The organism is Streptomyces erythrochromogenes, from assembly GCF_036170895.1.
Classification (GTDB): Bacteria; Actinomycetota; Actinomycetes; order Streptomycetales; family Streptomycetaceae; genus Streptomyces; species Streptomyces erythrochromogenes.
Map to the genome: position 1 here is coordinate 6,654,470 of NZ_CP108036.1, position 21,168 is coordinate 6,675,637.

Consider the following 21,168-nt stretch of genomic DNA (forward strand, 5'->3'; position numbering starts at 1 on the left):
GATTTCCATGGATCTGCATTTCAGGAACTTCTTCAGAGCTCAGCTGAACATTGAGCAGGGCTACTATGTTGATGGCCGTCTGAGGTCCACTTTGCTGAGCTTCAACGACTCCTATGTGGAGTTGATCCGCACGGGATTCGAGCAGATCGTCACGGACGATTCATTCGGTCCAGCCGAATACGAGCGGCTGACCGATATCGAATTCCCTGATGGTGAAAGCCTGAAGACCTACCTTCGAGCCATGTATGCCTACCTGTTCGAGGGCGCTCCACAGCAGCCGATGCCGCCGGGATGACGGCGCGGAGGAGGTGCGGGGCGGGGTGGGGAGGTGCGGGGCGGGGTCTGACGTGTGCGGGGTGGTGGTGTGGGGCGGCAGGGTTTCGGCGGGGCGGCATCAGAGCTGTCTTGGGGGTTTCCCGTCAGTCCCATCGTCTCTCCGGTTCGTGCCGGTCCCTCAAGGGCGCTCCCTTCGGTCGCGTCGCTTCGCGATGTCGCTGCGCTCCACCCTTGACCGCCCGTCCCGCCCCGGAAATCCGAAAGACTGCCGGGAAGCCCCCAAAGGGACGGGCCGGGGGATCAAGACGCCATCGGGGCGTCGGAGAGGCCCGGGCGGGAGCCCGGTGCGCCCCAAATCGCTACGCGCTTCGCCAGGATGGCGTCTGCGAGCTGTCAGGGGCTGGACATAGGCCGCCATCGATCGCTACGCGCTTCTCGATCACGCGTCCGCAGTCCGTCTGGGGCTGGTCATAAGCCGCAGAGGCCCGATTCGCTCCTCATGCACGGCGTCCGAGGACGGTTGGGGGAGGAAAAGCGCCAGACGACGGCTGAGGCGATGCCAATCCAGGTGTGGGTGGATGGAGGCCTCGGAGAGCCGTCCGATTGCCCCAATTGCTCCTGTTTGGGTGGGCAAGTGGGATGCCACCTCGGGCTTGATGGGGGTTGGCTTCGGCTGAGCCGTTCGCCCTCCTGCCCTCCAATCCGCCCCTCCCAGCCCCCAGCAAGGGGCGGACGCGGTCTCGGAGAAGCGCGTAGCGATCGAGGGCGGCTTATGTCCAGCCCAAGAGGCTGGCAGACGCCTTCCGGCAGGAGCGCGTAGCGATTAGACGCGCTCCCTTGACCCCCCGCCCATCACTGATGCGGCCGTCTCTCTGTCGATCGCCCGGCCCGTTCCTTTGGGGGCTTCCCGGCAGTCTTTCGGATTTCCGGGGCGGGACGGTCGGTCAAGGGTGGCCGTAGGCCATCGCGTAGCGACGCGACCGGAGGGAGCGCCCTTGAGGGACCGGCACGAACCGGAGAGACGATGGGACTGACGGGAAACCCCCAAGACAGCTCTGATGCCGCCCCGCGCAGACCCCGCTCCCGCCACACCACCCCGTACAGTCCACCCTCACCCGCCCACCCCCCGCCGCCGCGTCAGCGGTGAGAGTGCCACCGGGGTCCAGGACAGGGCCAGGAGGGTGGCTCCCGTCCAGAGGGTGGTGTGGAGGGTGGTGAGTTCCGCGAGGAGGCCCGAGGTGGCGGAGCCCAGGGCCAGGGCTCCGGTCAGGGTGAAGCGGAAGGTGGCGTTCATGCGGCCCATGAGGGGGTCCGGGGTGAGGTGCTGGCGGAGGCTGACCCCCAGGACGTTGTCCGAGCCGATCTTCATCATGGTCAGAAGCCAGGCGCCGCCCGCGAGCCAGAGCCACGGGCCGCGGTCGAGCAGCGGCACCAGCAGGGCCGCCGGGGTCAGGCTCAGCAGCAGGGCGCGCCCGTAGCCCACGCGCGCCGCGAAGGGACGGGCCAGGCGGGCTCCCAGGAGCAGGCCCACGCCGCCGGCCGCCCAGAACAGGCCCAGCGAGGCGGGGGACAGGCCGAGCTCGCGGACGAAGAGCACCGGGAGCATGGTGCCCAGCACCGCGCCGCCCAGGTTGTTCAGGGTGGCGGCCAGCGTCAGGGCGCGCAGCTCGGGGTGGCCCAGTACGTGTTGCAGCCCCTCCCGGATCTGGGCCGTGAGCGGGGTTCGGGCGGCCGGCGCCGGAGCGGGGGTGGAGCGGATCGCGGTCAGCCGGAGCGCGGAGGCGAGGTATGCCGCCGAGGAGCAGGCCAGCGCGAACGGGGCGGTGAGGGCGGCGACGAGGGCACCGCCGGCTCCGCGGCCGGCGATGTTGGCGGCGGCCATGAGGGTCACCATGGCGGTGTTCGCCCGTACCAGCCCCTCCCGGCCGACCAGCTGCGGCAGGACGCTCTGCGAGCCGACGTCGGAGAAGACGGTGGCGCAGCCGGCCAGCAGGACCACGGCGTAGAGCTGCCCCAGGGTGAGGACGTCCAGCCACCACGCGAGCGGTAAGGAGGCGAAGAGCGCCGCCCGGGCGAGGTCGGCGGCGACGAGGACGCCGCGGGTGCGCAGGCGGTCGACCCAGGCGCCGGCGGGCAGGCCGATCAGCAGGAAGGCGAGCGTGGAGAGTGCGGCGAGGGTGCCGACCTGGGCGGGGCCGGCGTCGAGGGCGGTGAGGGCGAGCAGGGGCACGGCCACGTGACCGGTGTTGGTGCCGAGCTGGTTGAGGGCGGCGGCGCCGAAGAGGGTGCGGAAGTCCTGATCGCGCCAGGGGGAGCCGGTGGCGGAGGGGGCGGTGGCGCCTCCCGGGGTGGGTTCGGGCGTCGTCCGGAGGGTCCGCGAGCGGCGCTCCGGGCGCCGGCGTGGCGAGGATGTCATGCACAGAACCGTGTCGAAGCTGATCTATAAGAACAAGTTAAATGTTCTCCGTCATTGCTTTAGCGTTGCTGCGCGAACCCTGACTTGCGGGGTCGTGGCCGGAACCGGCCGCAGGCATGGCAGGCTTGGGGCATGGCCGCTCAGATCTATCCCAGCATCCTGTCCGCCGACTTCGCCCGTCTCGCCGAGGAGGCGAAGGCCGTCGAGGGAGCCGACTGGCTGCATGTCGACGTCATGGACAACCACTTCGTCCCGAACCTCACTCTCGGCATGCCGGTGGTGGAGTCCCTGAGCCGTGCCACGGACATCCCGCTGGACCTGCACCTGATGATCGAGAACCCGGACCGCTGGGCCCCGCAGTACGTGGAGGCGGGCGCGGGCTCGGTCACCTTCCACGCCGAGGCCGCGGCGGCGCCCGTGCGCCTCGCGCGGGAGATCCGGGCGAAGGGGGCGCGGGCCTCCATGGCGCTCAAGCCCGCCACGCCGATCGAGCAGTACGAGGACATCCTCCCCGAGCTCGACATGCTGCTGATCATGACGGTCGAGCCGGGCTTCGGCGGCCAGCCCTTTCTCGACATCATGCTCCCCAAGATCCGCCGTACCCGGGAGCTGATCGCCAAGCACGGTCTGGAGCTGTGGCTCCAGGTCGACGGCGGGGTTTCGGCCTCGACCATCGAGCGCTGCGCCGAGGCCGGCGCGGACGTCTTCGTGGCGGGCAGCGCGGTCTACGGGGCGGTCGATCCGGCGGCCGCCGTCCGCACGCTGCGTGACCAGGCGGGTGCGGCGATCGCGGCGGCGCCGTGGGCTTGCGACCACTGAGCCAAGGGTTGATGAACAGCTCGGTGAACGGGAGCTGTCCAGGCTGATCAACGGCCGTCGGATCTGACAGGATGAACGGCGAGTCGAGAGTGTGAACACGAGAGTGTGAACAGCAGTGAGGAGAACGCGGTGTCTGCAATGTCGGCGGGACGGTCAGCCCTGCGGATGGGACCCGCGGAGCTGGTGCAGGCGGCGGCCATGGCCCGCCGCTTCTACCTGGAGGGCAAGTCCAAGATCCAGATCGCCGAGGAGTTCGGCGTGAGCCGCTTCAAGGTGGCCCGGGTCCTGGAGACCGCCCTCGAACGCGACCTCGTACGGATCGAGATCCGGGTCCCGGCCGAACTCGACGCGGAGCGGTCGGACGCGCTCCGGGCCCGGTACGGGCTCCGGCACGCCGTCGTGGTGGAGTCGCCCGCCGACGCCACCGAGGACGCCCCGGACCCGGAGAACCTGGGCGCCGTCGCCGCCGACCTGCTGGGCGAACTCGTCAGCGAGGGTGACGTCCTGGGCCTCGCGTGGGGCCGGTCGACCATCCACATGGCCGCTTCCCTGCACCGTCTGCCGCAGTGCACCGTGGTCCAGCTGACCGGGGTGTACGACGCGGGGACCGCGGAGCGCGGGTCGGTCGAGGCCGTACGCAGGGCCGCGCAGGTCTCGGGCGGCGACGCGCACCCGATCTACGCGCCCATGCTGCTGCCCGACCCGGCGACCGCGGCCGCGCTGCGCAGCCAGACGGGGATCGCCCGCGCCTTCGACTACTTCGACAAGGTGACGGTCGCGGCCGTCTCCATCGGCTCGTGGGAGCCGGGCATCTCGACCGTCCACGACATGCTGACGGACGAGGAGCGGGCCCACTACGCCTCGCTGGGCGTCGCGGCCGAGATGTCCGCCCACCTCTTCGACGCCGAGGGCCGGCGGGTCGGCCGGGACCTCGGCGAGCGGTGCATCACGGTCGAGGCGGACCGGCTGCGCCGGATCCCCGAGGTCGTGGCGATTGCCGGCGGGCTGCGCAAGGCCTCCGCGATCGGCGCGGTGCTGCGGTCGGGGCTGGTGACCAGCCTGGTCACGGACACGGCGGTCGCCGACTACCTGCTGACCGAGTCGGCTCCGGGGCTGCGGCCGGCGCTGGACCGGGCCGACCCCGACGACCTGTAGGACCCCGGTACGGGGCTGCTGTGCCGCGTACGGAGTAGTGCGGGCCCGGGCGGGCCCGCGATGCGTCGGGCGGCTCCTGTGCCCCGCAGAGGGGGTTCGGAGCGGGTTCGGCCCGGACGGACACCGGCTCGGGGGTGCCGCTGATGCGGATGGTGCCCGGATCGAGATCCGAAGGGCCGCCGCGCGGCGGCCCGCGGGGCGCATACTGAATCCAATGACAAAATCAGCAGTTCCTCGCCGCCATTTGCCGTCCAGCCCGTTCAAAGCCCCCGTGGAGCAGCCCATCCGGCAGTTCAGCGTCGGCGATCGGGTCACTCACGACGAGCACGGCCTCGGCCGTGTCGTCGGAATCGAGGAGGGGATCGCCGTTCTCGTCGACTTCGGTTCGGTCCAGAAGCGCATCCTGAGTCCCTACAGCAAGATGGCCGCGCTCTGACGCGACCGAGCGATTCGCGGGCGAATCGGATATTTGGCACCATCGGCGCATGATCTTCCGGAACGTGCCCCGATGGTTGCTGTGTTCACTGGGGGCCGTGTTCCTCTGTGTCGCGCTCGTCGCGACGGCGGGCTGTGGTGCGCAGAAACCCGGCCCCGCCGTCGCCAGCGGCAGCGCCGAGCTCAGTGCGGCTCCCAGCGCCGCACCCGATGCGGTTCCGGGCTGGGCGCGGGGGATGGCCGTCGTGCGCGCCGATGCGCTGCCGCGGCAGGCGCAGGACGTCCTCGCGCTGATCGACAAGGGCGGCCCGTACCCGTACCGGCAGGACGGCACCGCCTTCGGGAACTTCGAGAAGGTCCTGCCGCGCCAGAAGCGCGGCTACTACCACGAGTTCACGGTGCGCACGCCGGGGGAGCGGGACCGCGGGGCCCGGCGGATCGTGACGGGTGAGGGCGGGGAGTTCTACTACACGGACGACCACTACCAGACCTTCAAGGCGGTTCTCCGATGACCCTGCATCCGCAGCCGCTCGCCCCTGCGCTCGCCGCCGCCGAGGCCGCGGGCTGGACGACCGTACGGCTGGACCTGGACGGCGTACGGGGCAAGGCGGGGCTGATGAGGCGGTGCGGGGAGGCCTTGCGGCTGCCGGAGTGGTTCGGCGGGAACTGGGACGCGCTGGCCGATGTCCTGCAGGACCTGTCCTGGTTGCCGGATGCCGGGGCGGCGGCGGGGCGGCTGGTCGCCGTCACGTCCTGGAGCGGGTACGCCGGGGCGAGGCCTTCGGAGTGGGAGACGTTCGTGGAGGTGCTCGAAGAGGCCGTGGACTTCTGGCGGGAGCAGGAGCCGGGGCTCACCGTGGTGCTGGCGGAGCCCGTGCCCGAGCGCGGGCCGGCTGCCGGGGTTCCGTCCCGGGCCCCGCGCCTCAGACGCCGGCGGGGCTGAAGGGCGGGCCGCGTGCGTCGGCGTAGCGGGACGGTGCGGGGCCGAGACGGCGGAACCGGGTGGTCCGGAGCCACCCGGTTCCGTCGTTGTCAGTCCGTCTTCGGGATCCAGGGCGGGGTCTGGCCCCAGGACCAGACCGGGATCTTGGCCGCGTCGACGGGCGGCGGGTTGGGGCCCGAGTAGATCAGGGCCATGCGGGTGCCCCACTCGATGTAGTAGGCGAAGACCCCGCGGAACTCCGGGTCCGTCGGGAGGCCCACCTCGTCGGCCGTGTCCATGAGCAGGTCCACCCAGCGGCGGCGCTGCTTCTCGGTGATCGCCCGGCCCAGGTGCTTGGTGGCCATGTGCTGGTGGCCGCCGTGGTGGTCGGTGTAGTCCGCCGGGCCGCCGAAGACCTCCGACAGCCAGACCGCGACGTGCTGCGGGTGCTCCGAGTCCATGCCCGCGAAGACCGGTGCCAGGATCTCGTCCTGTAGGGCGTGGGCGTAGAAGGCGTCGGTGAGGCGGTTCATCGCCTCCGCCCCGCCCATCCACTCGTAGATGGTGGGTGTGGTGCTCATCGCTGTCCGGCGCCCTTTCCCGTGCCCACGACGCCCGTCACGAGGTAGTGCTGCATCTCCTCGATGGCGTTCACGTACGGGCGGATCGCGGCGAAGAAGGCCGGGAACTGCTCCCCCTTGCGGAAGCCGCCCAGGTGGGCCTCGATCGAGGTCCAGCGGATCCGGAGGATGTAGCGCTCCTTCTCCTCCTCGCACCGGGCGAGTTCGTAGTCGATGCACTCGGGCGAGGCGGCCAGGGACTCGGCCGCCCGGGCGTACGCGTCCTCGAAGGCCTGCTGGTCGTCCAATGCGATCCGGTAGCGGATGTATTCGACGGTGGTCGTCATGGTGCGTACCTCTCCCTGGGTGTAGGTCTCGGCCAGCCTTACGCGATCACACGGCGCCGTGGGGCGGATTCGTCATTCGGACCCGGACTTCATGGAGTCGGTGGTGCCGGAGACGTCGGGACCCTGCGCGCGGACCCGGCCGACCTGGTCCAGGGAGTCGCGCAGTTCCGTCAGCCAGCTGTCGGTGTTGCGTCCGACGAGGCGGACGCACCAGGCCAGTGCGTCGGCCCGGCTGCGGGCGACGCCGCCGGCGACCAGGGTGTCGAGGACCTGGCGTTCGGACTGGCGCAGGCGGGTCATGACGGGGACGGCGAGGTGGGTGAAGAGGGTCGTCTCGTCACCCACCCGTACGCCCCAGGCGACCTTGCGGCGGTAGAGCTCCTCGGCCTCGCGGGCCACTTCGATGCGCTGTTCGCGGGTGCGTTCGCGGAACTGTTGGACCGATTCGGTCGCCGGGATGACGCCGACGACCGTGATCTCCTCGCGGTCTGCGGTGACCGAGTCGAGGGACTCGTAGACGTCCACCGGCAGGCGCTCGGCGAACCACGCGCGGAGCTGTTCGCTCTGTTCGGCTGTAATCATGTAATTAACGTTGCATCCGCTGTGCCCTTGATCACAAGGGCACAGCGTTCGCTCTCAGCCCATCGAGCGGTAGCGGTGGATCAGCGAGACGGCCATCGCCCCCTCGCCCACGCCCGACGCCACCCGCTTGACCGAGTGGGCGCGGACGTCGCCCGCCGCGAAGACCCCGGGCACGCTCGTCTCCAGGGGGTAGGGGGCGCGCTCCAGGCTCCATTCGGCGGGGAGCTCGCCGCCGTTCGCGATCAGGTCCGAGCCGGTGAGGACGAAGCCGTACTCGTCGCGCTCGACGACGCCCGCGAGCCAGTCGGTGTGCGGGCGGGCCCCGATGAAGGTGAACATGAAACGCGCCGGGATCTCGGTGTCCCGGCCCGTCTCCGCGTCGTGGAGGGTCAGCCGTTCGAGGTGTTCCTCGCCGTCCAGCCGGACCACCGTGGTGCGCACCTTGACCTCGATGTTCGGGGTGCGCTCGATCTCGTCGATGAGGTAGCGGGACATGCTCGCGTCCAGGGAGGACGCGCGGACCAGGATGGTCACGCGGGCGGCGTACTTGGCGAAGTGCACGGCGGCCTGCCCGGCCGAGTTGGCCCCGCCGACGATGAACACGTGCTGGGAGATGCAGGCCGAGCTCTCGGTGGTCGCCGCGCCGTAGTAGAGGCCGGCGCCCTCGAAGCGGTCGGCGCCCGGAGCGTCGAGCCGGTTGTACGAGACCCCGGTCGCCAGCAGGACCGTCTCGGCGGAGATCTCCGTGCCGTCGGCGAGGGTCAGGATCTTCGCCGGGTCGTCGCGGGTCAGCGAGACCACCTCCACCGGGTGCAGGATCTCGGCGCCGAACCGGGAGGCCTGGATGGTCGCCCGGCGCGTCAGGTCGCCGCCCGAGAGGCCCGAGGGGAAGCCGAGGTAGTTCTCGATCAGGCTGGAGGTGCCGGCCTGGCCGCCGGGGGCGCGGGAGTCCAGCATCAGCGTCGACAGGCCCTCGGAGGCCGAGTAGACGCCGGCCGCGAGGCCCGCCGGGCCCGCGCCGACGATGACGCACTCGTAGTGCGGGCGCGAGGCGGTGGTGGCCAGGCCCAGGCGCTGGGCGAGCTGTGCGTCGGTCGGTGCCGAGAGCACCGCCCCGTCCGGGAAGCGGACCAGGGGCAGGGCGCCGTCGGGCTGGGCGGCGATGAGGGTCAGCGCCTCGGGGTCCCGCTCGACGTTGAGGAAGCGGAACGGCTGGCCGTTGCGGGTGAAGAAGTCCCGTACGGCGTGGGTGCCGGGGGAGACCAGGTGGCCGGCGACGATGATCCCGTCGTAGGCGGGGCGGTAGGTCGCCAGCCAGTCCGAGAGCAGGTCGTCCAGGACGGGGAAGAGCCGCTCGTGCGGGGGGTCCCACGGCTTGAGCAGGTAGTAGTCCAGCCGGACCCGGTTGATCGCGGTGATCGCCGCGTCGGTCTCGGCGTACGCGGTCAGCAGCACCCGGCGGGCGTCCGGGAAGCGGCTGACGGCCTCCAGCAGGAACTCCACGCCGGTCACGTCCGGCATGCGCTGGTCCACGAGGAACAGCGCCGGGTCGTGGCCGCGCTCGTCGAGGGAGTCGAGGATCTTCAGGGCGTCGGCGGCCGAGGAGGCGCCGAGGACCCGGTAGCGGTCGCCGTAGGCGCTGCGCAGGTCGCGGCGGACGGCGCGCAGCACCTGCGGGTCGTCGTCGACGGCCAGGATCACCGGCTTGCGGCTCTCCGCGCGCTCGGCGGCGGCAGCGGACGAGGCGGCGGCCGCGGACGAGGCCGGGGAGGCGGACGAGGCGGGTGCGGGGGAGCTCTCCCGGGCCGTGCTCATGCCGGGTCCAGCATCAGCTGGTCGGCGTAGCACCAGGCCCAGTCCTCGCCCGGCTCGTGGGAGGCCGCGATCGGGTGCTCGGTGGTCCGGTAGTGCCGGGTGGCGTGACGGTTCTTCGACGAGTCGCAGCACCCGACGTGTCCGCAGCTCAGGCACAGCCTCAGGTGCACCCACGTGTCGCCGGCGACGAGGCACTCCTCGCAGCCCACCGCGGTGGGCTTCACCGGACGTATCTGATCGATGTGTGTGCACAAAAGGTCCATCGTCATCGTCGCCGTCCCTCTCCTCGTGCTCATGCTCGTCCCAGCAACACGGCCCGCGCGCCCGCGATTCACGGCGCGTCCAGACCTTAGGACGGGCCCTGCGAAATGGTTCACCGATTCGGCCGAAGTCACGTAGTCCTGCGACTACTTCATGACGTCCGCGAACGACTTCCTGAGGTGCCCCGGTCGGCTGTCCGGCTACCTCACGAAGTCGCATGCCAGCGCTTTGACGAAGGCCCTGGGCCCGGCCAGTGTGGGGGACGCCAACGACAACAGGCGGCGCTGGAGGAATACGTGAGCAGAAAGATTCTGGTCATTGTCTCCGAACACGGTTACTGGGCCGAAGAACTGATAGGCCCCGTCTCGAAGTTCGACGAGCGGGGTTACGAGGTCATATTCGCCACGCCGACCGGAAAGCGTGCACACGCTCTTCCGCCGAGCCTCGACGCGAACTACGTCGACCCCCCGCTCGGCCGCTCGGTGACCACCGAGGAGAACGCCCGGCTGGGGCGGGAGTTCGAGCAGTCGAGCCGGCTGGACTCGCCGCTCGACATCGAGGCGTGGGTGCCCGAGCGCCCGTACACGAGCGACGCGGCCTACCTGCCCAAGCTGGAGCAGTACCACCGCGATCTCGACACACTCGACGCCGACATCGCCGGATACGACGCGATCCTCATCGTCGGCGGCAGCGGACCGATCGCCGACCTCGCCAACAACGAGCGCGTGCACGCCCTGATCCTGGCCTTCCGGAAGGCCGGCAAGGTCGTGGCCGCCGAGTGCTACGGGGTCGCCTGCCTGGCCTTCGCCCGGGACTGGGACGACCGCAAGAGCATCATCTGGGGCAAGCACGTGACCGGCCACTGCAAGGAGTACGACTACAAGGACGGCACCGGATTCCTCGGTACCGACTTCAACATGGGCCCGCCGCCGTATCCGCTGGAGTACATCCTGCGCGACGCGACGGGACCGCGCGGCGCGTACCACGGGAACTTCGGCAAGCCGGTCTCGGTGATCGTGGACTTCCCCTTCGTCACGGGACGTTCCACCCCCGACTCCTATCTGACGGGGCAGAAGATCGTGGAAGTCCTGGAGGACGGGCTCACCCGGTTCGGCTGGTAATCCCGGAAACCGCCGGGAAATCGGACAGGCGAGGGGGAATTCATGGAAGCCACTCCCGGACGGGAAAGGCTGATCGAGCAGTTCAAGGCCGACGGCCTGAATGTGATGTTCGGAAATCCGGGGACGGTGGAACAGGGATTCCTCGACGCGGTGGACGCGGCGGAGGACTTCCGGTACGTCCTCGCCCTCCAGGAGACCGTGGCCGCCGGCATCGCCGACGGGTACGCCCGGGCGACCGGCGGCGCGGCCCTGCTCCAACTGCACTCCGGGGTGGGCCTCGGCAACGGCATCGGGATGCTCTACCAGTCGCTGCGCGGCCACACCCCGCTCGTCGTCGTCGCCGGCGACGCCGGGGTGCGCTACGACGCCATGGACGCGCAGATGGCGTCCGACCTGGTGGCGATGGCCAGGCCCGTGACCAAGTACGCGACCCGCGTCACCGATCCGCGGTCCGTGCTCCGCACCGTCCGGCGGGCCGTGAAGATCGCGCTCACCCCGCCCCGCGGGCCCGTGTTCGTCGCGCTGCCCATGGACGTGCTGGACGAGCTCAACTCCGAGCCCGTCCTGCCGGCCACGGTCCCGCTCACGGACGTGGCCCCCTCACCGGCGTCGGTGGGCCGGGCGGCCGAACTGCTCGCCTCCGCCGAGCGGCCGGTCGTCCTGGTCGGGGACGGGGTGGCGCTCTCCGGGGCGCAGCGCGAGCTCGTCGCCGTCGCCGAGCTGCTGGGCGCCGACGTGTACGAGGTCGACTCCTCCGAGGTGAACATCGCGGCCTCGCACCCGCTGCGGCGCGGCCAGACCGGCCACATGTTCGGCCCGCACAGCAAGGAGCTGGTCGCGGACGCCGACGGGGTGCTGATCGTCGGCACCTATGTCTTCCCGGAGGTGTTCCCCGAGCTGGAGAGCCCCTTCCGGGCCGGCGCGAAGGTCGTCCACATCGACCTGAACGCCTATGAGATCGCCAAGAACCACCCGGTGGACCTGGGCCTCGCCGCGGATCCGCGGCAGGCGCTGCGCGCGCTGGCCGGCGTACTGGAGCGGCAGCTGACCCCGCAGCGGCGGGCCGCCGCGGCCGCCCGGCTCGACGTACGGACCCGGGAGCGGGCCCGGACTGCGGGGGCGGCCGCCGAGGACGACGGCACGCCGATGGCCGTCTTCCTGCGGACCCTGGCCGAGCGCACCGGCGGGGACCTGATCGTCTTCGACGAGGCGCTGACCACCTCGCCGCTGGTCACCCGGTACCTGCCGGCGGAGCGCCCCGGCGACTACCACCTCACCCGGGGCGGTTCGCTCGGCGTGGGCTTCCCGGGGGCGGTCGGCGCCAAGCTGGCCCGCCCGGACCGGCTCGTCGTGGGCTTCGCGGGCGACGGCGGGTCCATGTACACCTACCAGGCGCTGTGGACCGCGGCCCGGCACGGCATCGACGCCAAGTTCGTCGTCTGCAACAACCGCAAGTACCGGCTGCTGGACGACAACATCGCCCAGTACTGGCGGGAGCGGGACATCCCTGAGCACGGCTTCCCGGGCTCCTTCGACCTCTCGCACCCCGAGATCGACTTCGCCGGGCTGGCCCGCTCGCTCGGCGCCGGCGGGATGCGCGTGGAGAAGCCGGACGAGGCGGTCGCCGCGGTGGGCCGGATGCTGTCCCACCCCGGACCGTTCCTCGTCGACGTGCAGATCTGACCGCAGACCCGCCTGCCCGATCCGACTTGCCCGACCCGACCAGTCACCCAGCACGGAAACGGAACAGGAGGAGACCGCATGCCCGCCGAGCGGCAGCTGACCGAGGACGCGATCCGCAGTTTCGCCGAGAACTGGTACGTGGCGCTGGACCAGCACGTGGGCCTGGCCGATGTGCTCGCCCTGATCACCGAGGACCTGGAGTTCAAGGTCCCCGAGGACACCTTCCTCGGACACGAGGGGTTCGGCCGCTGGTACGAGGCCGTCACCCACCGCTTCTTCGACGAGGTGCACACGGTCACGAAGGTGGAGCCCGTCATCGAGGGCGACCGCGCCGTCGTCCGGGTCCTCGTCAACTGGCAGGCCAAGATCTGGGACCCGCCCGCCGCCCGCAGCCAGTGGCTGGGCTTCGACGCCGACCAGACCTGGACCGTGGTCGCCGGCCCCGACGGACCGCTGATCAAGCAGTACACCGTCAACGACCTGGCCCCGATGCCCGGTTCCGGCTCCCTGTGACCGCGGTGAAGGAGGACCGACGATGACCGAAGTGACACGGGAGCGGGTACGGGAGGCCTACGCCGCCCTCGGCTCCGGCGACCGGGCGCGGATCCTGGAGTACTACTCCGAGGACCTGCGCTGGCTGGTGCCGGGCAACCACCCCCTGGCCGGCTGGTACGAGAGCCTGGACGCCTTCCTGGAGCTGATGGGGCAGACCCACAAGCTCACGGGCGGCACCTTCCGGATGGACCTGGAGGCGGTGCTGGTCGGCGAGGACTGCTCGGCGGACGTGTGCCGCAACGTCGCCCTGCGGGCCGGCGCCGCCGACGCGAGCGGGTCCCCGTACGAGCGGATGGACTACCCGGTCTTCCACTTCATGCGGTGGCAGGGCGGCCGGATCGTCGAGGGCCGCGACGGGCTCTTCGGGGACTCGGCGACCGCCTTCAGCCAGTTCTGGGCGCCGTTCGCGCCGGACGGAACCCGCAGGGACCGATAGGGGGATGAGCGCGATGGACGCACGACAGATCCTGCAGAAGTACTACGAGTACGCCAACGCCGGGGACTGGGACCGCTGGTGCGACCTGTTCGCCGACGACCAGGTCATGGACGAGCAGCTCGCCGGCCACATCGAGGGCCTGGAGGTGCTCCGGTCGATGATGAAGGGCATGGGGACGATGTACCGGGTCTTCCACAACGAGCCCGTGCACTTCCTCGTCGACGGTGAGAAGGCCGCGGCCGTCTCCCACCTGACCGCGGTCAGCGCCTCCGGAGAGCCCATCGAGGCCGAGGTCATGAACTTCTTCCGGATCGTGGACGGAAAGATCGCCTACATGGCGAACTACCACGACACGGTCCCCTTCCAGGTGCTGAGCCAGGACTGAGGGGGCAGAGGTGAGCGTGGAAGAGTACGACTACATCGTCGTGGGATCGGGGACCGCGGGCAGCGTGCTGGCGGGCCGGCTCTCCGAGGACCCGGACGTCTCCGTCCTCGTCCTGGAGGCGGGCGGCTCCCGGATCCCGCCCGAGGTGGACGACCCGTCCTCCTGGTACAAGCTCCTCGGCGGCCCCGTGGACTGGGGCTACACCAGCACCCCGCAGCCCGGGCTCGACGGCCGCCGCACCTACGAGCCGCGCGGCAAGGCCCCCGGCGGCAGCAGCAACCTCTACATCATGATGCACATCCGGGGCCACGCCTCGGACTTCGACAACTGGGCCTACCAGGGCGCGGCCGGCTGGGCGTACGAGGACGTGCTCCCGTACTTCGCCCTGCTGGAGGGCCAGGAGGACGTCACCGCCGCCACGACCGGCACCCGCGGCCCGCAACGGGTCACCAACGCCGGGCTGCACGGCCCCAACCCGGTCTCCCGCGCCTTCATCGACGCGGCCGTCGAGCTGGGGCACGAGGAGATCGCCGACTTCAACACCGACGGGCCCCGGCGCGGCCTCTTCGGCACCGGCTGGCACCACATCGACGTCGCCGACGGCCGCCGCCAGGGCGCCCTGGCCGCCTATCTGGAGCCCGCGCTCGACCGGCCGAACCTGACCCTGCGCACCAACGCGCAGAGCACCCGGCTGCTCCTCGACGGGGACACCTGCACGGGCGTCGAGTACGTCCAGCTCCAGCCCCCCGCCCCGCTTCCGGGCAGTGACGTCCCCGGCCGGACCGTCCGGGACGGCCACAGCAGCGTCGCGGCGCCCGGGCTGCACACCGTACGGGCACGGCGCGAGGTGCTCGTGGCCGCCGGGGCGATCGAGTCGCCGAAGCTGCTGCTGCTCTCCGGCATCGGCCGGCCCGAGCAGCTGCGCGAGCACGGCATCGAGGTCGCCGCGGCCCTGCCCGGGGTCGGCGAGAACTTCCACAACCACGTCCTGACCGGGCTGATGGCCGAGGTCACCCAGGAGCTCCCGCCACCGGCGCAGAACCTGTCGGAGAGCGCTCTGTTCCTGTCCTCACAGCCGGGTCTGCCCGCCCCCGACCTGCAGATCGCCTTCGTCCACGTGCCGTTCGACGTGATCGTCGGCAAGGACCACCCGAACACGGTGAGCATCCTGCCCGGTGTCGTACGCCCGGTCTCGCGCGGCTGGATCAGGCTGGCGAGCGCCGATCCGCTGGCCCACCCGCTGATCAACCCGAACTACCTGGGCGACCGGTGGGACCTGGAACGCATGGTGCAGGGCGTCAAGATCGCCCGGGACATCTTCGCGACCTCGGCGTTCTCGCCCTGGTACAAGCAGGAGCTGCAGCCCGGCCCCGGCTACGTGAGCGACGACGACCTGCGGACCTTCGTGAAGCAGAAGTCGGAGAGCTACCACCACCAGGCCGGCTCCTGCCGCATGGGCATCGACGACCTCGCCGTCGTCGACCCCGAGCTGCGGGTACACGGCGTGCGCAACCTGCGGGTCGTGGACGCCAGCGTGATGCCCGCGGTCCCGTCGGGCAACTGCCACACCGCCATCGCGATGATCGCCGAGCGCGCGGCGGACTTCCTGAGGGGGACCTCCCGTGCCTGATGCCGTCCTGCGCGAGGGCGCCCTGTCCGGGACCCGGATCGCGGTCCTGGTCGAGAGCGACTACTACGAGCCGGAGATCTTCTACTACCAGCACCGGTTCGCGGAGGAGGGCGCCGAGGTCGACTTCCTGACCCGGCTGTGGGGAAACGACTCCATCACCTTCACCGGCCACGAGTACCGGGCGCCCTTCACCGTGAACCGGTCCCTGGAGGGTCTGAGCGACGAGGAGCTGCGCCGGTACGCGGCGATCGTCGTGCCCTCGGGCATGGTGGCGGACCGGCTGCGCTACACCGAGGACGTGGACGTCCTCGCACCGGCGACCGAGCTGCTGCGGCGGGCCTTCGAGGAGCCGACGGTCCTCAAGGGGATCATCTGCCACGGCATGTGGCTGGCGTCCTCGATCCCCGGGAAGATCCGCGGCCGCAAGGTGGTCTGCCACAACAACCTGATCGGCGACGTCCGCAACATGGGCGGGGAGTACGTCGACGAGGACGTGGTGGTCGACGGCGACCTGGTGACCGGCCGCACCGGGGCGCACCACCACCTGTTCGCCCGCCGGATCATCGAGCTGGTCTCGGCCGGGCGGGGCCGGGGGACCGTCCCCCGGCCACCGCTGGGAGGTGCCCCCTGATGCCGGGCCCCGCGGACCGGCCGATGGTCTGGTCGCACGTGGGCCTGAACTGCGTGGACCAGAAGACCACCGAGGACTTCTACACCAGGTACTTCGGCTTCTCCCGGGCCCGGGTGGTCGACCTCGGGGAGTCCCGGATCGTGTTCCTGCGCAAGGGGGACGCGTACCTGGAGCTCTTCGCGGCGGGCACCGAGCCGGCCGGCACGGCGCCCGGGGGAGACGGGCCGCAGGCCCCGGGACGGATGCGCCACCTGGCGTTCCAGACCGACAGCGTGGACGCGTTCCTGGCCGAGCTGGGCGACGCGGCGGAAGTGACCCTGGGGCCGCTGGACTTCGACGACTTCATCTGCGGCTGGCGGACCGTGTGGGTCCGCGACCCCGACGGGGTGATCGTCGAAGTGAGCCAGGGATACGAGGACGACAGCACTCACGACAAGGACGGTGCATGACATGGCGGACGCCGTGAGCTTCTCCTTCTCCGACACCATCGCGGGCTACGTCGTCCGCTTCGACTCCGGTACGCGCCTGCTGCGGCTGAAGACCTCCGACGGTCGCGAGTTCGACGTCTCGCTGGCCGGCGACCCCAGCGCCGAACTGGTCCGCAACCTGGACGAGCCCTACATCGACGCCTCCGGGCACATCGACGAGATGCTCTCGCCGGGCCGGTTCCTCTTCGTCTACGGCGTCCACTACCCGGAGCACGGCGGCCGCTTCGACGCCAAGCGCCTGGTGTTCCTGGGCCGCGGCGCCGAGGACTACCGCTTCGAGGAGGGCAGCTGGTGGATCAAGCAGATCGAGTCGCTGGCCGACTTCTACAAGCGGGCGCAGTTCGGCGACGGCCCGGTGGACTTCACCGAGTACCGCACCGAGATCCGGCTCGGCGGTGACAAGACCGCCAGCCACGTCCAGGAGACCGACACGATCTCCCGCCTGGTCTACGGCATGGCCTCGGCCTACCTGCTGACCGGCAAGGACGAGTACCTGGAGGTCGCCGAGCGCGGCACCGAGTACCTGCGCAAGCACATGCGGGTCGTGGACGGCGAGGAGGACGTGGTCTTCTGGTACCACGGCATCAGCGTCGACGGGGACAGCGAGCGCAAGCTGTTCACCTCGGAGTTCTCCGACGACTACGACGCGATCCCGATGTACGAGCAGATCTACGCGCTGGCCGGCCCCGTCCAGACCTACCGGATCACCGGCGACGTCCGGATCAAGAACGACGCGGACGCCACGATCCGGCTGTTCGACAAGTTCTTCTTCGACCCGGAGCAGGGCGGCTACTACTCCCACATCGACCCGATCCTCTTCAGCGCGGACCACGAGTCCCTCGGCGAGAACGCCGAGCGCAAGAACTGGAACTCGGTCGGCGACCACGCCCCCGCCTACCTGATCAACCTGTACCTGGCGACGGGCGACCAGAAGTACGCCGACTTCCTGGAGTACACCTTCGACACCATCGCGGACAAGTTCCCGGACTACAAGAACAGCCCCTTCGTCCAGGAGCGCTTCTTCCGCGACTGGTCCCACGACAAGGCGCACAGCTGGCAGCAGGACCGCGCGGTCGTCGGCCACAACCTGAAGATCGCCTGGAACCTGATGCGGATGAACTCGCTGAAGGCCAAGCCGGCGTACGAGGAGCTCGCCCGGAAGATCGGCGAGATCATGCCGGCCGTCGGCAGCGACGTGCAGCGCGGCGGCTGGTACGACGTCGTGGAGCGCGTGAAGGAGGGCGATCAGGAGACGTATCGTTTCGCCTGGCATGACCGCAAGGCCTGGTGGCAGCAGGAGCAGGCGATTCTCGCCTACCTCATCCTGAACGGCACGGTCGGCGGCGACGCGAACCAGCGCGAGGCCCGGCAGGCGCAGGCCTTCTACAACACCTTCTTCCTCGACCACGACGAGGGCGCCGTCTACTTCAACGTCCTCGCCAGCGGTACGCCGTACCTGCTCGGCACCGAGCGGCTCAAGGGCAGCCACTCGATGTCCATGTACCACTCGGCGGAGCTCTGCTACCTCGCCGCCGTCTACAACAACCTGCTCATCAACGGCCGGGAGATGGACTTCCACTTCCAGCCCGACCCGACCGGCCTGCCCGACCGCATCCTGCGCGTCTCGCCCGACCTGCTGCCCGCCGGCTCGGTGCGGATCGCGTCCGTGGAGATCGACGAGAAGCCTTACACCGACTTCGACGCGGAGGCGCTCACCGTGCGCCTGCCCGACGTCCAGGGCCGGGTCAAGGCCAAGGTCCGGCTGCGGCCGACGGCCAAGAAGTAGCGCTCAACGGGGGGCGCCCCAAACAGAGGGGAAGGCAATGACTCTCAACGTCAAGGAACGCCGGAACAAGACGGGCACCGTGCTCGTCGCCACCGGCGAGATCAACAGCGAGACGTCCGGCACGCTGCTCCAGTCCCTGCTGCCGCTGGTCCGCGAGGGCAAGCCGCTGCGGATCGACCTCACCGCGGTCACCTACGTCTCCAGCGCGGGCCTGCGCACCCTGCTCGTCGTCTACCGCGAGGCCCAGCACGCCGGCGTGGCCGTCACCCTCTACGGGGTGAGCGAGGAAGTCCGGTTCGTCATGTCGGCCACCGGCTTCCTCGACTTCTTCGAGACCGGCGAGGCCGCCGCGGCCGCCGCCAAGGCCAAGGCCGCGCGATGAGCGAGACCCGGTCCGAGCAGGTCCTGCGCGTCGACGCGTACCCGACCCACGAGGTGGGCGGGTACCGCGTCCGCGCGGGCAAACCGTTCCCCTTCGGGGCCAACGTGGTCCCCGGCGGGGTCAGCTTCTCCGTCTTCTCCGACCAGGCCACCTCCATGACCCTGGTCATCTACAAGCGCGGAGAACCCGAACCGATGGCCGAACTGGAGTTCCCCGAGGAATTCCGCACCGGCAGCGTGTTCGCCATGACCGTATTCGGCCTCGACCACGAGAACATCGAGTACGGGTACCGGGCCGACGGCCCCTACGACCCGGTCACCGGCCACCGCTTCGACGCCCGCCAGGTCCTCTCCGACCCCTACGCCCGGCTGATCGCCGGCCGTGACGTGTGGGGCGTGGAGCCGGACCGCAGCCGCGGCTACCAGTACCGCTCCCGCGTCTGCCTCCAGGACTTCGACTGGGCCGACGACACCCCGCTGGGCATCCCCGCCGAGGACCTCGTCGTCTACGAGGCCCACGTGCGCGGCTTCACCCGGCACCCCAACTCGGGCGTCACCGCGCCCGGCACGTTCGCCGGGCTGCGCGAGAAGATCCCGTACCTGAAGGAGCTCGGGGTCAACTGCATCGAACTGCTGCCCGTGTTCGAGTTCGACGAGAGCGACAACCCACGCTCCAACCCGGAGACGGGTGAGAAGCTCTTCGACTACTGGGGCTACAACACGGTCTCCTTCTTCGCGCCCAAGGCGGGCTACGCGGCCACCGGACGCTACGGGATGCAGGGCGACGAGTTCCGCACCCTGATCAAGGACCTGCACGCGGCCGGCATCGAGGTCATTCTCGACGTCGTCTTCAACCACACCGCCGAAGGCAACGAGCAGGGGCCGACGATCTCCTTCAAGGGGCTCGACAACGCCACCTACTACATGCTCACGCCCGAGGGGTACTACTTCAACTTCAGCGGCACCGGGAACACCGTCAACTGCAACCACCCCGTCGTGCGCAACTTCGTCCTCGACTGCCTGCGCCACTGGGTCGCGGACTACCACATCGACGGGTTCCGCTTCGACCTCGCCGCCATCCTCGGCCGGTCCCTGGACGGCACCCCGCTGCCCAACCCGCCGCTCCTGGAACTGCTCGCCTACGACCCGGTCCTGCGCCACACCAAGCTCATCGCCGAGGCCTGGGACGCCGGCGGCCTCTACGAGGTCGGCAACTTCCCGGCGTACGGCCGCTGGGCGGAGTGGAACGGCAAGTACCGCGACACCGTACGCCGCTTCCTCAAGGGCGACCCCGGAGTCACCGGCGAACTGGCCACCCGCATCGCCGGCTCACCCGACCTCTACTCCAGCCGCGGCACCGCCGCCTCGGTCAACTTCCTGACCGCGCACGACGGCTTCTCCCTCGCCGACCTGGTCTCCTACAACGACAAGCACAACGAGGCCAACGGCGAGGGCAACAACGACGGCGCCAACGACAACAACAGCTGGAACTGCGGCGCCGAGGGCCCCACCGACGACCCGGACATCAACGCCCTGCGCACCCGGCAGATGAAGAACGCCCTCGCCATCCTCCTCACCAGCCAGGGCATCCCGATGCTGCTCTCCGGCGACGAGGTCGGCAGGACCCAGCAGGGCAACAACAACACCTACTGCCAGGACAACGAACTGTCCTGGTTCGATTGGGACCAGGTCGACGACAACGCCGAACTGCTCCGCTTCACCCGCGAGATGATCGCCTTCCGAAAGCGCCACCGCGAGCTGCGCTCCACCTCCCACCCCACCGGACGGGTCCGCGAGAACCTGGGCCTGCCGGACATCAGCTGGCACGGGGAGCGGGCCTGGCAGCCCGACTGGTCGGCGGAGAGCCGGCTGGTGGCGGTCGCCCGCTGCGGCGCCGGCGACGACGACGTGGTCTACGTGGCCATGAACTCGCACTGGGAGTCACACGACCTGGAACTGCCGGCCCTGCCCGGCGGACGCAGCTGGCACCTGTTCGCCGACACCGGGGCCGAGGCACCGCACGACATCCGCACCCCGGGGACCGAGCCGGAGCTGGACAACGCCGGCAAGTACCTGATCGGCCCGCGGTCGGTGGTGATCCTCGTGGGCCGCACGAACGACCCCGACGCATTCGACACGCCCTGACCGAAGGAGACCTGACATGCCGCTTTCCGTGTCCCTGAGCATCGAGGGCGACACCACCGTGATCGAACTGTCGGGCGAGCTGGACGCCAAGACCGCGCCGGACTTCCACCGGACCATCGAGAAGGCCGCCGGACACGGCACCACCATCGTCGAGATCAGGATGGCCGGCGTCGGCTACATGGCCAGCGCCGGACTGCGCTCCCTGGTGTTCGCCCAGCAGAAGATCGCGGACCACGTCACCATCAAGGTGGTCGGTGCCATCGAGCCCGTCTCCCGGACCATCCGGACGGCCGGCCTCGACCGCAGCATCGTCCTCTCCGATGAGTGACGACCGTGAGT

At 70.2% G+C, this 21,168-nt stretch carries 24 protein-coding genes; 18 read left to right on the forward strand and 6 right to left on the reverse strand.

Annotation, left to right across the window (positions count from 1 at the left end):
- The first annotated feature begins 7 nt into the window (after positions 1-7).
- Positions 8-295 (forward strand): hypothetical protein, encoded by a 288-nt coding sequence (locus tag OHA91_RS30505; protein WP_031150138.1) that lies wholly within the window; start codon positions 8-10, stop codon positions 293-295.
- Between the two features lie 1,092 nt (positions 296-1,387).
- Here OHA91_RS30505 and OHA91_RS30510 read toward each other — a convergent pair.
- The gene (locus tag OHA91_RS30510) at positions 1,388-2,692 is read right to left on the reverse strand and encodes an MFS transporter (RefSeq protein ID WP_266503069.1); all 1,305 of its coding nucleotides are present in this window, start codon (positions 2,690-2,692) and stop codon (positions 1,388-1,390) included.
- A gap of 132 nt (positions 2,693-2,824) precedes the next feature.
- Between OHA91_RS30510 and rpe the strand changes: the two genes are divergently transcribed.
- From rpe to OHA91_RS30535, 5 genes are all read left to right on the forward strand, one after another.
- Positions 2,825-3,511: a ribulose-phosphate 3-epimerase gene (gene rpe / locus OHA91_RS30515; protein WP_030036653.1), complete on the forward strand. Its 687-nt coding sequence runs from the start codon at positions 2,825-2,827 to the stop codon at positions 3,509-3,511.
- A 138-nt stretch (positions 3,512-3,649) separates the two neighbouring features.
- Positions 3,650-4,666, forward strand: a complete 1,017-nt coding sequence (locus tag OHA91_RS30520) for a sugar-binding transcriptional regulator (protein WP_030841494.1) — start codon at positions 3,650-3,652, stop codon at positions 4,664-4,666.
- Between the two features lie 214 nt (positions 4,667-4,880).
- On the forward strand, positions 4,881-5,102 hold the full coding sequence (locus OHA91_RS30525; RefSeq protein WP_030841491.1) for a CarD family transcriptional regulator: 222 nt from the start codon (positions 4,881-4,883) through the stop codon (positions 5,100-5,102).
- Positions 5,103-5,151: 49 nt separating this feature from the next.
- The gene (locus tag OHA91_RS30530) at positions 5,152-5,613 is read left to right on the forward strand and encodes a ribonuclease domain-containing protein (protein ID WP_031154518.1); all 462 of its coding nucleotides are present in this window, start codon (positions 5,152-5,154) and stop codon (positions 5,611-5,613) included.
- Positions 5,610-6,044: a barstar family protein gene (locus OHA91_RS30535; RefSeq protein WP_328740389.1), complete on the forward strand. Its 435-nt coding sequence runs from the start codon at positions 5,610-5,612 to the stop codon at positions 6,042-6,044. The genes OHA91_RS30530 and OHA91_RS30535 overlap by 4 nt, the downstream gene beginning before the upstream one ends.
- Positions 6,045-6,133: 89 nt before the next feature.
- Here OHA91_RS30535 and OHA91_RS30540 read toward each other — a convergent pair whose 3' ends face one another.
- The 5 genes from OHA91_RS30540 to OHA91_RS30560 all read right to left on the reverse strand — a co-directional run bounded on the left by OHA91_RS30540 (position 6,134) and on the right by OHA91_RS30560 (position 9,590).
- On the reverse strand, positions 6,134-6,604 hold the full coding sequence (locus OHA91_RS30540; protein WP_031154523.1) for a group II truncated hemoglobin: 471 nt from the start codon (positions 6,602-6,604) through the stop codon (positions 6,134-6,136).
- Positions 6,601-6,930: a putative quinol monooxygenase gene (locus tag OHA91_RS30545; protein WP_308289038.1), complete on the reverse strand. Its 330-nt coding sequence runs from the start codon at positions 6,928-6,930 to the stop codon at positions 6,601-6,603. The genes OHA91_RS30540 and OHA91_RS30545 overlap by 4 nt, the downstream gene beginning before the upstream one ends.
- A 72-nt stretch (positions 6,931-7,002) precedes the next feature.
- Entirely contained in the window at positions 7,003-7,512 is a 510-nt protein-coding gene (locus OHA91_RS30550) for a hypothetical protein (protein ID WP_031154529.1), read from the reverse strand.
- Between the two features lie 54 nt (positions 7,513-7,566).
- Entirely contained in the window at positions 7,567-9,327 is a 1,761-nt protein-coding gene (locus OHA91_RS30555; RefSeq protein ID WP_266503079.1) for an FAD-dependent oxidoreductase, read from the reverse strand.
- Positions 9,324-9,590, reverse strand: coding sequence for a UBP-type zinc finger domain-containing protein (locus tag OHA91_RS30560; protein WP_031154533.1), 267 nt, complete (start codon positions 9,588-9,590; stop codon positions 9,324-9,326). Before OHA91_RS30560 ends, OHA91_RS30555 begins: the two co-directional genes overlap by 4 nt.
- Before the next feature lie 294 nt (positions 9,591-9,884).
- On the opposite strand from OHA91_RS30560, the gene OHA91_RS30565 reads away from it, so the two are divergent.
- From OHA91_RS30565 to OHA91_RS30620, 12 genes are all read left to right on the forward strand, one after another.
- A complete protein-coding gene (locus OHA91_RS30565) occupies positions 9,885-10,709 on the forward strand; it encodes a type 1 glutamine amidotransferase domain-containing protein (RefSeq protein WP_031154535.1) in 825 nt (274 codons plus the stop codon).
- A gap of 42 nt (positions 10,710-10,751) precedes the next feature.
- On the forward strand, positions 10,752-12,392 hold the full coding sequence (locus OHA91_RS30570) for a thiamine pyrophosphate-binding protein (protein ID WP_031154538.1): 1,641 nt from the start codon (positions 10,752-10,754) through the stop codon (positions 12,390-12,392).
- A gap of 78 nt (positions 12,393-12,470) precedes the next feature.
- Positions 12,471-12,905, forward strand: coding sequence for a nuclear transport factor 2 family protein (locus tag OHA91_RS30575; RefSeq protein ID WP_030830307.1), 435 nt, complete (start codon positions 12,471-12,473; stop codon positions 12,903-12,905).
- A 22-nt stretch (positions 12,906-12,927) separates the two neighbouring features.
- On the forward strand, positions 12,928-13,383 hold the full coding sequence (locus tag OHA91_RS30580) for a nuclear transport factor 2 family protein (RefSeq protein ID WP_031154541.1): 456 nt from the start codon (positions 12,928-12,930) through the stop codon (positions 13,381-13,383).
- 13 nt (positions 13,384-13,396) lie between these two features.
- Positions 13,397-13,768: a nuclear transport factor 2 family protein gene (locus OHA91_RS30585; RefSeq protein WP_031154543.1), complete on the forward strand. Its 372-nt coding sequence runs from the start codon at positions 13,397-13,399 to the stop codon at positions 13,766-13,768.
- Positions 13,769-13,778: 10 nt separating this feature from the next.
- Positions 13,779-15,398: a GMC family oxidoreductase gene (locus OHA91_RS30590; protein WP_266503086.1), complete on the forward strand. Its 1,620-nt coding sequence runs from the start codon at positions 13,779-13,781 to the stop codon at positions 15,396-15,398.
- Positions 15,391-16,029 (forward strand): DJ-1/PfpI family protein, encoded by a 639-nt coding sequence (locus OHA91_RS30595; protein ID WP_031154547.1) that lies wholly within the window; start codon positions 15,391-15,393, stop codon positions 16,027-16,029. The genes OHA91_RS30590 and OHA91_RS30595 overlap by 8 nt, the downstream gene beginning before the upstream one ends.
- Complete coding sequence (locus OHA91_RS30600; RefSeq protein WP_266503090.1) at positions 16,029-16,478, forward strand: VOC family protein; 450 nt, start codon at positions 16,029-16,031, stop codon at positions 16,476-16,478. Before OHA91_RS30595 ends, OHA91_RS30600 begins: the two co-directional genes overlap by 1 nt.
- 1 nt (position 16,479) lies before the next feature.
- Positions 16,480-18,303 (forward strand): AGE family epimerase/isomerase, encoded by a 1,824-nt coding sequence (locus OHA91_RS30605; RefSeq protein WP_031154551.1) that lies wholly within the window; start codon positions 16,480-16,482, stop codon positions 18,301-18,303.
- Between the two features lie 37 nt (positions 18,304-18,340).
- Positions 18,341-18,685 (forward strand): STAS domain-containing protein, encoded by a 345-nt coding sequence (locus OHA91_RS30610; RefSeq protein ID WP_030656304.1) that lies wholly within the window; start codon positions 18,341-18,343, stop codon positions 18,683-18,685.
- On the forward strand, positions 18,682-20,829 hold the full coding sequence (glgX, locus tag OHA91_RS30615; RefSeq protein ID WP_031154553.1) for a glycogen debranching protein GlgX: 2,148 nt from the start codon (positions 18,682-18,684) through the stop codon (positions 20,827-20,829). Before OHA91_RS30610 ends, glgX begins: the two co-directional genes overlap by 4 nt.
- 16 nt (positions 20,830-20,845) lie before the next feature.
- Entirely contained in the window at positions 20,846-21,157 is a 312-nt protein-coding gene (locus tag OHA91_RS30620; protein WP_031154555.1) for an STAS domain-containing protein, read from the forward strand.
- Positions 21,158-21,168: the final 11 nt, after the last annotated feature.

Coding starts and splice junctions, on each gene's coding strand:
- OHA91_RS30505 (WP_031150138.1), top strand. CDS start 8: ATGGATCTGCATTTCAGGAACTTCTTCAGAGCTCAGCTGAACATTGAG.
- OHA91_RS30510 (WP_266503069.1), bottom strand. CDS start 2,692: ATGACATCCTCGCCACGCCGGCGCCCGGAGCGCCGCTCGCGGACCCTC.
- rpe (WP_030036653.1), top strand. CDS start 2,825: ATGGCCGCTCAGATCTATCCCAGCATCCTGTCCGCCGACTTCGCCCGT.
- OHA91_RS30520 (WP_030841494.1), top strand. CDS start 3,650: ATGTCGGCGGGACGGTCAGCCCTGCGGATGGGACCCGCGGAGCTGGTG.
- OHA91_RS30525 (WP_030841491.1), top strand. CDS start 4,881: ATGACAAAATCAGCAGTTCCTCGCCGCCATTTGCCGTCCAGCCCGTTC.
- OHA91_RS30530 (WP_031154518.1), top strand. CDS start 5,152: ATGATCTTCCGGAACGTGCCCCGATGGTTGCTGTGTTCACTGGGGGCC.
- OHA91_RS30535 (WP_328740389.1), top strand. CDS start 5,610: ATGACCCTGCATCCGCAGCCGCTCGCCCCTGCGCTCGCCGCCGCCGAG.
- OHA91_RS30540 (WP_031154523.1), bottom strand. CDS start 6,604: ATGAGCACCACACCCACCATCTACGAGTGGATGGGCGGGGCGGAGGCG.
- OHA91_RS30545 (WP_308289038.1), bottom strand. CDS start 6,930: ATGACGACCACCGTCGAATACATCCGCTACCGGATCGCATTGGACGAC.
- OHA91_RS30550 (WP_031154529.1), bottom strand. CDS start 7,512: ATGATTACAGCCGAACAGAGCGAACAGCTCCGCGCGTGGTTCGCCGAG.
- OHA91_RS30555 (WP_266503079.1), bottom strand. CDS start 9,327: ATGAGCACGGCCCGGGAGAGCTCCCCCGCACCCGCCTCGTCCGCCTCC.
- OHA91_RS30560 (WP_031154533.1), bottom strand. CDS start 9,590: ATGGACCTTTTGTGCACACACATCGATCAGATACGTCCGGTGAAGCCC.
- OHA91_RS30570 (WP_031154538.1), top strand. CDS start 10,752: ATGGAAGCCACTCCCGGACGGGAAAGGCTGATCGAGCAGTTCAAGGCC.
- OHA91_RS30575 (WP_030830307.1), top strand. CDS start 12,471: ATGCCCGCCGAGCGGCAGCTGACCGAGGACGCGATCCGCAGTTTCGCC.
- OHA91_RS30580 (WP_031154541.1), top strand. CDS start 12,928: ATGACCGAAGTGACACGGGAGCGGGTACGGGAGGCCTACGCCGCCCTC.
- OHA91_RS30585 (WP_031154543.1), top strand. CDS start 13,397: ATGGACGCACGACAGATCCTGCAGAAGTACTACGAGTACGCCAACGCC.
- OHA91_RS30600 (WP_266503090.1), top strand. CDS start 16,029: ATGCCGGGCCCCGCGGACCGGCCGATGGTCTGGTCGCACGTGGGCCTG.
- OHA91_RS30605 (WP_031154551.1), top strand. CDS start 16,480: ATGGCGGACGCCGTGAGCTTCTCCTTCTCCGACACCATCGCGGGCTAC.
- OHA91_RS30610 (WP_030656304.1), top strand. CDS start 18,341: ATGACTCTCAACGTCAAGGAACGCCGGAACAAGACGGGCACCGTGCTC.
- glgX (WP_031154553.1), top strand. CDS start 18,682: ATGAGCGAGACCCGGTCCGAGCAGGTCCTGCGCGTCGACGCGTACCCG.
- OHA91_RS30620 (WP_031154555.1), top strand. CDS start 20,846: ATGCCGCTTTCCGTGTCCCTGAGCATCGAGGGCGACACCACCGTGATC.